This window comes from Chryseobacterium sp. SIMBA_029 (genome assembly GCF_046535275.1).
In the GTDB taxonomy this organism is placed as follows: Bacteria; Bacteroidota; Bacteroidia; order Flavobacteriales; family Weeksellaceae; genus Chryseobacterium.
Genome location: NZ_JAWRXA010000007.1, coordinates 250,897 through 263,134 on the forward strand (window position 1 = coordinate 250,897; position 12,238 = coordinate 263,134).

At 34.8% G+C, this 12,238-nt stretch carries 11 protein-coding genes; 8 read left to right on the forward strand and 3 right to left on the reverse strand.

Annotated features, from left to right (window positions below):
• Positions 1-2: 2 nt before the first annotated feature.
• Positions 3-1,895, reverse strand: coding sequence for an ABC-F family ATP-binding cassette domain-containing protein (locus SB679_RS14820; RefSeq protein WP_410703061.1), 1,893 nt, complete (start codon positions 1,893-1,895; stop codon positions 3-5).
• A gap of 274 nt (positions 1,896-2,169) precedes the next feature.
• Between SB679_RS14820 and SB679_RS14825 the strand changes: the two genes are divergently transcribed.
• The 3 genes from SB679_RS14825 to SB679_RS14835 all read left to right on the forward strand — a co-directional run bounded on the left by SB679_RS14825 (position 2,170) and on the right by SB679_RS14835 (position 5,637).
• Positions 2,170-2,688, forward strand: a complete 519-nt coding sequence (locus SB679_RS14825; RefSeq protein ID WP_410703062.1) for a DUF1761 domain-containing protein — start codon at positions 2,170-2,172, stop codon at positions 2,686-2,688.
• A 126-nt stretch (positions 2,689-2,814) separates the two neighbouring features.
• Positions 2,815-3,864 carry an 8-amino-7-oxononanoate synthase gene (locus SB679_RS14830; protein WP_410703063.1) on the forward strand — a complete coding sequence of 350 codons (1,050 nt, stop codon included), beginning with the start codon at positions 2,815-2,817 and terminating at the stop codon, positions 3,862-3,864.
• A 126-nt stretch (positions 3,865-3,990) separates the two neighbouring features.
• The gene (locus SB679_RS14835) at positions 3,991-5,637 is read left to right on the forward strand and encodes an alpha/beta fold hydrolase (RefSeq protein ID WP_410703064.1); all 1,647 of its coding nucleotides are present in this window, start codon (positions 3,991-3,993) and stop codon (positions 5,635-5,637) included.
• A 48-nt stretch (positions 5,638-5,685) separates the two neighbouring features.
• Here the strand turns inward: SB679_RS14835 and SB679_RS14840 are convergent, their stop codons facing one another.
• Positions 5,686-6,549 (reverse strand): glycoside hydrolase family 25 protein, encoded by an 864-nt coding sequence (locus SB679_RS14840; RefSeq protein ID WP_410703065.1) that lies wholly within the window; start codon positions 6,547-6,549, stop codon positions 5,686-5,688.
• 65 nt (positions 6,550-6,614) lie between these two features.
• On the opposite strand from SB679_RS14840, the gene SB679_RS14845 reads away from it, so the two are divergent.
• The 5 genes from SB679_RS14845 (at position 6,615) to deoC (ending at position 11,093) form a co-directional block, all read left to right on the forward strand.
• Entirely contained in the window at positions 6,615-7,877 is a 1,263-nt protein-coding gene (locus tag SB679_RS14845; protein WP_410703066.1) for an NAD(P)/FAD-dependent oxidoreductase, read from the forward strand.
• Complete coding sequence (trmD, locus tag SB679_RS14850; RefSeq protein ID WP_410703067.1) at positions 7,874-8,545, forward strand: tRNA (guanosine(37)-N1)-methyltransferase TrmD; 672 nt, start codon at positions 7,874-7,876, stop codon at positions 8,543-8,545. The genes SB679_RS14845 and trmD overlap by 4 nt, the downstream gene beginning before the upstream one ends.
• Positions 8,546-8,922: 377 nt before the next feature.
• Positions 8,923-9,858 (forward strand): endonuclease, encoded by a 936-nt coding sequence (locus SB679_RS14855; RefSeq protein WP_410703068.1) that lies wholly within the window; start codon positions 8,923-8,925, stop codon positions 9,856-9,858.
• A 19-nt stretch (positions 9,859-9,877) separates the two neighbouring features.
• A complete protein-coding gene (locus SB679_RS14860) occupies positions 9,878-10,348 on the forward strand; it encodes an Lrp/AsnC ligand binding domain-containing protein (RefSeq protein WP_034715028.1) in 471 nt (156 codons plus the stop codon).
• Positions 10,349-10,352: 4 nt separating this feature from the next.
• A complete protein-coding gene (gene deoC / locus SB679_RS14865) occupies positions 10,353-11,093 on the forward strand; it encodes a deoxyribose-phosphate aldolase (protein ID WP_410703069.1) in 741 nt (246 codons plus the stop codon).
• Between the two features lie 53 nt (positions 11,094-11,146).
• Here the strand turns inward: deoC and dusB are convergent, their stop codons facing one another.
• A complete protein-coding gene (gene dusB / locus SB679_RS14870) occupies positions 11,147-12,142 on the reverse strand; it encodes a tRNA dihydrouridine synthase DusB (protein WP_317741059.1) in 996 nt (331 codons plus the stop codon).
• Positions 12,143-12,238: the final 96 nt, after the last annotated feature.

Below are 12,238 nucleotides of genomic sequence, written 5' to 3' on the forward strand. Positions count from 1 at the left end.
AATTATTCCTCGCCTAAAACTTCCTGTAGTTCAAGCCATCTCATTTCGTGAACTTCTAATTTTCCCGAAATACTCTCTAATTCAGCCGAAAGTTTAGCTACTTTCTCATACTCAGTTTCATTATTCAGCTGGTCAAGGATAACAGCACGTTTTTTCTCTAGCTCAGGGATTTCCTTATCAATAGTTTCCAGTTCTCGCTGTTCTTTAAAAGAAAGTTTTCTTTTGGGAGCCTGCGGTGTTGAAACGGGAGCAGGAGCAGGTGCTTCCACTTTTTTCTCCACGACAGCTTTCGGATTTTTTTCCTCTAATTTTAAATTTTCTCTATATTCTGAGAAATTCCCAATAAAGTCTTTTATTTTTCCATCCCCTTCAAAAGCCAAAATATGATCTACAATACGGTCCATAAAATACCTGTCGTGAGAAACAATAATCAAACTTCCCTGAAAGTTCAGCAGGAAATTTTCCAAAACTGTTAAAGTCGGAAGATCAAGGTCATTGGTAGGTTCATCAAATATCAAAAAGTTTGGATTTTGATACAGAATATACATCAAATGCAATCTTCTTTTTTCACCTCCCGACAATTTGGAAATCGGCGAATATTGGGTTTGATCATCAAATAAAAACAATCTTAAGAACTGTGATGCAGAGATCGTTCTTCCGTTTGCTAAAGGAAAGTTTTCAGAAATTTCTTTAATGAAATCAATTACCCTTTCGTCTTCTTTATATTTAAGTCCCTTTTGTGAAAAGTAACCAAATTTGATGGTTTCTCCAGTTTCAATTTCTCCGGAATCTTTTGGTTCAAGTCCTTGGATAATATTTAATAAAGTAGATTTTCCAGCGCCATTTTTTCCTACAATTCCTACTTTCTCACCTCTCTGAAACTGATAACTGAAGTCTTTTAATAATAATTTATCACCATAACTTTTAGAAATATCTCTAAGTTCCAGGATTTTATTTCCAAGCCTTTTCATTTCGAAATCAAGCTCCAGAGATTCTTTTCTCGTATCGGTTTTGGCTATTTTTTCAGTTTCGTAAAAGTCATCTTGTCTGGATTTCGATTTTGTAGTTCTCGCTTTAGGCTGTCTTCGCATCCACTCCAGTTCTTTCCTGTAAAGATTATTGGCCTTGTCGATGGTAGAATTCATATTATCCTCACGAATCATTTTGTTTTCAAGATAAGTCGCATAAGAACCATTGTGGAAATACAGATTTTTATCTTCCATTTCCCAGATAATTCCACAAACTGCATCTAAGAAATACCTGTCGTGGGTTACCAGTATTAATGTGATTTTAGCCTTACTTAAATAACTTTCCAGCCATTCTACCATTTCCACATCAAGGTGGTTGGTAGGTTCATCCATGATCAGAAGGGTATGTCTGTGTTCTGCTCTGGTTTCTGTCAATAATTTTGCCAGTGCAACACGTTTGATCTGTCCTCCGGAAAGCGTTCCCATTTTAGCATCAAGATCTGTGATTTTCAACTGAGACAGAATTTGTTTCATGTCATTTTCCAGATCCCAGGCCTTATGAATTTCCATTTCAGCCAAAGCTTTTTCAATGAAATCATAATCTGTAGAAAGAAGAGATTTATGATAATTTTTCAGTGCCTGAATAGGTGCAGAATCAAGAGTCATCATAAATTCATCGATGGTCAGGTCAGAATCAAAATCAATTTCCTGATCAAACAAAACAACCTGAATATCTTTGTTGATGTTTACAGTCCCGCTGTCAGCAATTTCTTTGCCCATCAATATTTTAAGAAGAGTAGATTTTCCGCTTCCGTTTTTGGCAACAATAGCTATTTTGTCTCCTTCATTTACATGGAAAGAGATATTTTCGAACAAAACTTTGATGCCATAAGATTTGGTAAGGTTTTCGACAGAAACGTAATTCATTGGAATTTAATGGTTTGATTTAAGAATTCAATTGAGCGGCAAAAATACGAAAATGTAAACACTTAAAACTTATTAATACTATTATATAAAGATCTTTTAAAGCATAACCCATTTTTCATAATTAACATTAAAATGCAAGTTGGTATTGGGGTTTTAATGAATTTTATTCCATTTTGTTTTTAATTTTTAGTTAAAACGGATTGTAATTTATGTAAAGCTTATTTTATATTGTTTTTTAGTGTAAATTTGACATATACATTAAAAATACAAAACTATGATGCAAATTAACTTTTTGGCTATTGCGGTGGCCGCATTAGTTCCGCTTATTATGGGATTTATCTGGTATCATCCGAAACTTTTCGGAACTGTCTGGATGCAGGAAGTAGGATTAACAGAAGAAAAGATGAAAGGATCAAACATGGGATTTGTCTTTGTTTTCGCATTTATTCTCTCGTTCCTGATTGCTTTTTTTCTGCAAATGATCACAATACATCAGCTTGGAGCCCTAGGAATGGTTGGTGGAGATGAAGCGAATGCAAAACCTTCATTTTTTGCCTTCATGAAAGATTATGGAACAGCCTATCGTTCTTTTGGTCATGGTGCTTTGCATTGTTTTATGGCCGGGGTTTTCTTTGTATTTCCACTGACGGCAATTAATGCAATGTTTGAAAGGAAATCATGGAAATATACCTTTATTAATACGGCATACTGGACGATAACGATTACCATTATGGGTGGCATTGTCTGTGGCTGGTATGCTCCGGATGGTTTTAATTGGGTTACACAAAAATAAAATTCTAACAATCTAAATGATAAGGCTGCAGTTGTGGCCTTTTTTATGTCATATACTTTAAAAATATACAGTAGTGTTTCGGATTTACCCTTACAGTGGCATGCCGTAATCGGAAACAAGAATATTATGCTCTCTCCAGAATATTTTCATGTCCTGGAATCTTCCAGACCTGATAATATGGAATGTTATTATGTTGGTTTTTTTAATGATAATGATTTGATTGGTGGAGCTTTATTTCAATATTTAAATTTTCAGAACCATGCGAGTTTTCAGAAAAATGAAATTTGGTGTAGTATCAGAAATTTTTTTGCCCGAAAATTCAGCAAAGATGTAATGATCCTTGGGAATAATATGCTGACGGGGCAAAATGGATTTTATTTTGATGCTTCTAAAATTATGCTGGAGGATACTATTTCTCTTTTAGATAGGGCAGTTAGGAAGATGCAGACAGAGATCAGAAAAACCTCTTTGATTATTTATAAAGATTATCAGACCAATTTTATCAATTATTTTCAGGGTAAAGATCATCAGTCGTATTTCAGGTTTTCAGTTCAGCCCAATATGATGTTGAAATTAAAAGACAGCTGGAATGTTTTTGAAGATTATGTAAATGATTTCTCTAAAAAATACAGAACCAGAGCCCGCTCTGCCCGAAAGAAATTTGAAGGTATAGAAAGGTATGAAATGAATTTTGATGATATAAAAAAATATCAGCATGAAATGAATATTCTCTATCAGAATGTGGCCGAGAATGCTCCCTTTAATACTTTTTTCCTTGCAGAAAATCATTTTCAAAGCATGAAAGAAAATATAGATCAACATTTTAAAATCTTTGGATATTTTTCAGATGAGAAGCTGATAGGATTTTATACTTTAATCCTCAATAATGAAGATATTGACACCTATTTCTTAGGGTATGATAAGGAGATTCAAAAAGAAAAACAGTTGTATCTCAATATGCTTTTAGACATGGTAGAATTTGCAGTTAATAACAAATTTAAAAGAATCATTTTTGGAAGAACGGCTTTGGAAATAAAATCGACCATCGGTGCAGAACCTGTTGAAATTTTCGGATTGATACAACATAATAATATGCTCTTGAATCCATTCATGGGGAAAATATTTTCATCACTTAATCCAAAAGTGGAATGGATTCAGAGGAAGCCTTTTAAGTAATTTTCACAATTTTCATCCAGGTTTAGTATTGTCTTAATTAAATTTTAACTAAAACAGAATTAAATTTAATACGCTATTATGAGTATTTGATACGGGAAATAGAGATTTTTGCTTCAAATTTCTACCATGAAAAAACTCAACACTTTATTTCTGCTTTTCTCTGCAGTCTGCTTCAATGCTCAGGTCATTTCGGGAACTGTCGTTTCCAAGGCTGAAAACCAACCGGTTCCTTATGTAAGAATTGGGATTGAAAAAGAGAATACAGGAACGGTTTCCGATGAGAAAGGAAATTTCTCTATTGATCTTTCCGGAATGGATGCTTCCCGAAAACTCAGAATAGAAGTTCCTGGCTATGAACTCTATACTGAAACCGTTCAGAATTTCAGAAAACAGGATCAGCAACGAATACTTTTAAAAGAAAAGGTTAAAAATATAAAGGAGGTCAATATTAAAGTTAAAAAGCTGGTTGATAAAAACTGGGGTGTTAATACCAGAACGAAAAGTGTTCTGTATTCCGTTAATCCTAAATTCAAAAAAGAAGATTTTTTAGGTGAAACTGCATTGGAATTTAATGCCAGCAAAAGATCAAAGATTAAAAATATCAACCTGAATATTGCTAGCTATACTTCTGATAAGCCGGTTTTGATGCGATATAGTATTTATAGTGAGAAAAACGGATTTCCTGATAAAAATATTCTGGATGAAGAAATCACAGTGGAGCTTACAGAAGATATGATCAAAGACGGAACTTATACGCTTGATGTCAATGACCGTAATATCTGGATTCAGGGTAAATTCTTTATCGGAATTCAGTTTTTGAAAGAGTTTGAGGGGAAGGTCAATATAAGTGCAGCTCTTTTCAGAACAGGATTTCTTAGAAAATTTTATGGAGACTGGGAAAAAATGACACTGGCGGCACCCGCTATTAATATAGATGTGAAAGTGGATAAAAGTGCTAAAAATACTAAAGATGAAACCGCAGCCTTTGGAGATGATCTTGAGGAAATGGTTTCTGATATTTCCCACTATCAAGTAGAATCAAAAAATTCTATATATGGGAAAAATGAGTCTTCAGGGGCATATCTTCAATTGAAAGATACCCAACTTTATTATGAAGTCTACGGTGAAGGAGTACCGCTTTTTCTTCTTCATGGCAACTCAGGAAGTATACAGGATTTTTACCAGCAGATCCCGGTTCTTGCCAAACATTTCAAAGTGATTGCTGTGGATACCAGAGGGCAGGGTAAAAGTGCTGATACTTCTGAAAAAGATTTTACCTATAAACAATTTGCTGAAGATGTAAAAGCGCTGGCCGACAAGCTGAACCTTCATAAAATTAATATTGTCGGATGGAGTGATGGGGGTATCACAGGACTTGAGTTTGCTTTAAAATATCCTGAAAATCTTAATAAATTAATTACTGTAGGAGCTAATGCTTTTCCTGAAGGTGTTGACGAAAGATTGATTTCCCGCATGAAAAATCAGCTTCTGGTATTGAACATAGAAAATAAGTCAGGGACATTCAACGAACGCAGGCTGGTAGAGATTATGCTGAATGAGCCACATATTAGTAAAAAAGATCTTTCAAAAATACAAAGTCCGGTCTTGGTTATTGCAGGGGATAAAGATGTAATAAAGCAGGATCATACTGAAATGATAGCAAAATCGATACCTCATGCTGAACTTAAGATCTATAAAAATGCTACCCACATGATTTCTTTTGAACATGCCGATGAGCTGAATGAAGATGTTCTGAAGTTCCTGGAGAAGTGATTGGGATGAAAGAAGGAGGCAGGAAGATATCAGATTGATTTCTTCTGACTAATCCAATGTCAGTCTTTTCAAAGACCACGCACTCCCATTGTAGATATCCAGATCTACTTTGGTGTTGATGCCGTGAACAATTCCATTTTCAGTAAACTGCCAGAAATCCCAGTTGCTGTCCGGTGATGGAGTAGGAACATCATTATAATTAGCCAGCCACAAAGGATAATCATCAAATTCTCCTTTTAAGAAATCTTTATAATAATGGTAGTAGGTATAAATAATTGGTTTTTCACCATAAGCCTCCTCTATAATCTTGCACCAGACCTTTAAATCCTCGATCAGTTTTTTATTGGTTTTACGTTTCGGGATCTTTTCAATATCTAAAATAGGGGGAAGATCTCCACTTTCCAATTTTACATTTTCCAGAAAATTATTGGCCTGAATCACGGGATCTTCATCAGCTCTGTAGAAATGATAAGCTCCGCGGATCAGGTCATGTTTTTTGGCCAGTCCCCAGAATTCTCCAAAATGTTTATCAGCGTTTCGGTTTCCCATGGTGGCACGCATCACCACAAATTCCAATGGAATGGTTTTATTTCCGATACTCAGGCTGTCCCAATTGATATCTTCCTTATTTTGATAATGTGAAATATCAAACCCATAAGTTTTATCAAGATTATGGGAAAGTATTTTTTGAATTCTCAGTGTTTCAACTTCATTATTGTGAAGTTTTTTATGCGAGAATTTATTGAAATATAATGCATAATAGTAGCTTACAGACTGCTTTAAATAGAATCCAGTCCCAATTAATGCCAAAATTAAAATTGCCAATACCACTTTTCGCCGGAAAAAATAATTTTTTCGCCGGGTACCATGAACCTTTTTGGCAGTTTTTTTGGTGTACTTTTTCGGTGTCATAAAGTTTTGCAAAACTAACTTTTTTCACTACTAAATGCTAAATAAAATCAGTAAATTTGTCTATTATGGAAACACGCGAAAAAATCATCATTATAGGAGGAGGATTTGCGGGGCTGCAGCTTGCAAAAACATTGAATAACAAGAACAAAAAGGTAATTGTCCTCGATAGGGTCAATCATCATATGTTTCAGCCTCTTTTCTATCAGGTGGCGTGTGGAAGGATAGAACCATCTAATATTTCCTTTCCCTTCAGGAAGATTTTTCAACAGTCCAGAAATACACAGTTTCGTTTGACAGAGGTTAAAGAAATTGATCCTGCCAACAATAAAGTGATTACTGATGAAGCGGAATTTACCTATGATAAATTAATTATTGCAACAGGCTGCAAAACTAATTTCTTCGGTAATAAAGATCTGGAAGGCAAGGCGTTTGGGATGAAAAATACCCAGGAAGCTATAAGTATCCGAAATCATGTGTTGATGACTTTCGAAAAGCTTATTATAGAAAAAAGCAGAAGTGACAGCGGAAATTGGAATATTGTTATCGTAGGAAGCGGACCAACAGGAGTAGAACTCGCAGGAGCGTTTGCAGAAATGAAGAAAGAAATACTGCCGAGAGATTATCCTTATATGAATTTTGACCAGCTCAAAATCATCTTGGTGAGTTCCACCGAAAAACCGCTTGCCGTAATGAGTCCCGAAGCTCAGCAAAAATCTGAACAGTATCTTAAAGATTTGGGAGTAACTTTCCTAAGTGGAGAAGTGGTTACGGAATATGACGGAGATAAGGTATTCATGAAGAGCGGTAAAGAGATTCCTTCCAATAATGTAATTTGGGCTGCTGGAGTTACAGGGAATGTCGTAGATGGATTTTCTCCGGAAAAATTAAATAGAAACAGATATATCGTAGATCGATACAATACAATAAAAGGCTACAATAATATTTATGCAATCGGAGATATTGCCTATATGGAGACTCCTAAATATCCACAAGGTCATCCGCAGGTTGCAAACGTAGCGATTAATCAGGCGAAAAATTTAGGAAAGAATCTTTTAAAGAAGAGCGGAGAAAACTGGCAGGAATATGAATATGATGACAAAGGCTCTTTGGCTACTATCGGTAAGCATAGGGCAGTGGTAGATTTACCATTTGTAAAGTTCCAGGGATTCTTTGCCTGGTACTTCTGGATGTTTCTACATTTAATGCTTATTTTAAGTGTAAGAAATAAACTTGCGGTCTTTTTCAACTGGATGTGGAGCTATTTCAACAAAGACTCTTCTCTGAGACTAATCATTTTGCCAAACAAAAAAAACGGAACATTACAATGAGAATTGATATTATAAGCGTACTTCCAGAATTAATGGAAAGTCCGTTCAAAACTTCTATTTTGAAGAGAGCAGTGGATAAAGGAGTAGTAGAAGTTCATTTCCATCAGCTGAGAGACTGGGCTATTAATAAGCACAGACAGATAGATGATGAACCTTATGGAGGCGGAGCCGGAATGGTGATGATGGTTGAACCCTTGGATAAATGTATTTCGGAACTTAAATCTCAGCGGGATTATGATGAAGTAATTTATCTTACTCCGGATGGTATTACTTTAAACCAAAAAATAGCCAATACGCTTTCTATTAAAAATAATCTGATCTTTTTGTGCGGTCACTATAAAGGGATTGACCAAAGGGTGAGAGACCTTCATATTACCAAAGAAATATCAATCGGAGATTATGTGCTTACCGGAGGTGAATTGGCTGCCTGCGTTCTGGCAGATTCCGTAATACGCTTGATTCCGGGTGTTTTAAATGATGAACAAAGTGCATTGACAGACAGTTTTCAAGATGATCTTTTGTCGCCTCCCATTTATACAAGACCTGAAAATTATAAAGGATTAGGAATTCCTAAAGTTTTACTAAGTGGTAATTTTGCTCTCATTGAAGAATGGAGACATGATGAAGCGATGAGAATTACTAAAGAAAAACGCCCCGACTTACTCTAAAAATACTTTTTCAAGTTAAAAAAATCGATTATTTTTTTATCGATTGAATACTTTTTTTTAAAAATGGAATAATAATTGCTTTAAATAAATATTAGAGTAATTTATTTGTGTCAATACTTCTCGCAAAGTAATTTTATACAGAATATTTAAAAAATTCTATATTATTTTAATTTTGTATTGTAGTATGGTATTTTTAATATGATTAATAATTTCATTATCATAATTCATAATATATAATAATTTTAATGGAATATTTCACGTTTTGAGTATGAAATTAATTTAAATATATTGTAAAATAATTAATGAAATTTCAAAAAAAATAATAAATTTACACTCTGAAATTGAAGTATAAAAATTTAAGAATGAAATGTGTGTAGATGGAGCTGTTCTCTTTTTATAATGTTGAAAATTTATTTCTCCCTGATCCGAAACCGGTTCATCCATTGGATCCAACGAGGTCAGGCCTGAGAAATTGGGATGAGAAAAGATACAGGAATAAGCTTTACAAAATATCACATGTTTTTCAATTGATGAAGGAGGAAAACGGAGTGTTACCGTTTATGATAGGATTATCCGAAGTTTCCGGAAGGAAAGTACTGGAAGATCTTGTGGAAATGGAACCTTTTAATTCAGAATATGGAATTATTCATTATAATTCTATGGATGAAAGAAAGGTAGACGTGGCCATGTTATATGATAAGAGTAAAGTAGAAGTAATAGATTCAGAAACCATTACCTTCTTCTTTGAAATTACAAATAAAAACACAAAATATTACGACACAACTAGGGACGTACTTTATTCAAAAGTTAAATATAAAGGAGAAATTATTAATGTCTTTATCGCCCATCTTCCCTCCAAGCGAGAAAAAGATGTTAATAAGCCTAAAAGAACCTTTATACTTAATGAAATCCAGCAACGGATTATGAATATTGTACATGCAGATAAAGAACATGTAGTTTTGTGTGGTGATTTTAACGAGAACCCAGATGATGAAAATTTAGTGAAAATTCTCTATGACAACAATCAGGAGAAGGTGTTAATAAACCCTTTTCAAGAGTTGTTCCTTACCAGAAATTATTCTACTTTTCATTATAAATCAGGGCTACTGTATGATCAGATCATCTTATCAAAATCTCTTTTTGATAATAACGTTTTGAATTTTCAAAGCGCACAGGTGTTCAACGTTGAGAATATTAGCAGCCGAACCAGGAATTTTGAAGGCCGACCCTTCCGAACTTATGCCGGTACACGGTATTTAGGCGGGTATAGCGATCATTTTCCGGTTTTTGTAAAATTTAAAGAAAAAACATAAATAATAAAAAAAGTAGAGAATGAAAAATTCAAGCAATGCTAGCTACCATTTAGATTCAATTGACAAAGAAATCATTTACATGTTGATGGATAATGCTAAAACTTCCTTAGCCCATATTTCAAAAAATGTGGGGATTTCCACAACAGCAGTACATCAAAGGATTAAAAAACTGGAACATGCCGGAGTGATCGAAAATTCGATTTCCTTCCTGAATCCAAAAAAAATCGGGTATAAAGTAATTTCTTATATCGGTGTATTTCTGGATCAGCCAAGCCATTATCCTGAAGTTGTAAAATCTTTGCATGATGTTAATGAAGTAGTGGAAGCTCACTATACAACCGGAAATTATACAATTTTCTTAAAAGTCCTTTGTAAAGATAATGACCATTTAATGCAGATTCTTAACAAACTTCAGAAGTTAAAAGGGGTGACGAGAACAGAAACTTTCATATCTTTGGAACAAGGTATTTATAGACAACTGAAAGTATAACGATATGAACATTGCCCAATATTTGGATTCAACCTATTTGAAGACTCCTGCACAATCAGGATTGTCAAATGAAGAAACATTACAGATAAATAAAGATCTTGCTCAAGTAGCAATTGATAGCAATATTTTTGCTGTGATGATACGCCCGGATTACGTATCTGATATTAAGAAGTATATTCAGGAAAGAAATTCAAATGTTGTGGTGGGAACTGTAATAGGTTTTCATGAAGGTACAAATTCTATTGACGAGAAGCTTACAGAAGCCTTAAAAGCTATTGAAGACGGAGCTGATGAATTAGATTTTGTTATTAATTATCAAGCTTATTTAAAAGGTGATCTGGAATTGGTAAAGAAAGAATTCGTTACCTGTACCGAACTATGCCTGAAGCACCACAAAATAGTAAAATGGATTATTGAAATTGCGGCTTTAATAGATCCGGAAATTGCTGATCTTACTAAAAACATTTCCAATTGGGCAGAAGAAAATTTTAGCGATAAAGTCGCTAATATATTTGTAAAATCATCAACCGGTTTCTATGAAACTGCTGATGGAAAACCAAATGGAGCTACATTCGAAGGGATAAAGATTATGCTTGATCATGCAGGAAGACTTCCTGTAAAAGCGGCAGGCGGTGTGAGAACTCCGGAAGATGCTGAAAAAATGATCAACCTGGGGGTAAAGAGAATCGGAACTTCCTCTGCATTAGCATTAATTAAAAATCAATCCACTTCAGAAGGATACTAAAGAAACTATACACACATACAATAAAACCATCAGAATCCTGATGGTTTTATTATTTATAACTGTGCTTGATATTCTTCGTAGAACCTTTGGGTTTCTTTAATCAATACATCCATTTCTTCCAAAGTAAAGACTTCAAGGAATTTCTTTCTAAAATCTTTGAAATGTGGAACTCCACGGAAATAGTTACTGTAGTGCTGTCTCATTTCAATAAGACCTAATTTTTCACCCTTCCATTCTGCGCTCCATTCGGCATGTTGGCGTACAGCCAGCAAGCGGTCTGAAATGGTAGGTGCAGCAAGGCGTTCACCCGTTGCAAAGAAATGTTTGATTTCATTGAAAATCCATGGATAACCAATAGCAGCGCGGCCTATCATAATACCGTCACATGCATATTTCTGTTTGTATTCCAATGCTTTTTCAGGCGAGTCAATATCCCCATTTCCAAAAATTGGAATTTCAATATTAGGATTTTGTTTGATTCTTGAAATATGCTCCCAATCTGCTTCCCCTTTGTACATTTGTCCGCGGGTTCTGGCATGAATGGTCAATGCTTTAATTCCTGTTTCCTGAAGACGTTCTGCTACTTCATCAATATTGATAGAGTTACTGTCCCAGCCTAAACGGGTTTTAACAGTAACCGGTAGATGGGTAGAGCTTACAACAGCCTTTGTAAGGCGCACCATAAGATCAATATCTTTCAAAACTCCTGCTCCTGCTCCTTTACATACTACTTTTTTTACCGGACATCCAAAGTTAATGTCAACCAAATCTGGATTTACCGTCTCTACAATTCTTGCAGACATGGCCATCGCTTCCTCATCTCCACCAAAAATCTGAATCCCTACAGGTCTTTCGTAATCAAAAATATCGAGCTTTTTACGGCTTTTCATCGCATCACGAATTAAGCCTTCAGAAGAAATAAATTCTGAATACATCAAATCTGCACCATGCATTTTGCATAAGCGTCTGAACGGCGGATCGCTAACGTCTTCCATCGGAGCTAACAAAAGCGGAAATTCCGGCAGTTGTATGTTGCCTATTTTTACCATGGTGCAAATTTACGAAATTCTGAAATGACTAGTGCAAACTCTTTTCAGGAATAATTTTTATGTCTAGTTGGAATAATTAATTCTTTGATTATCGGT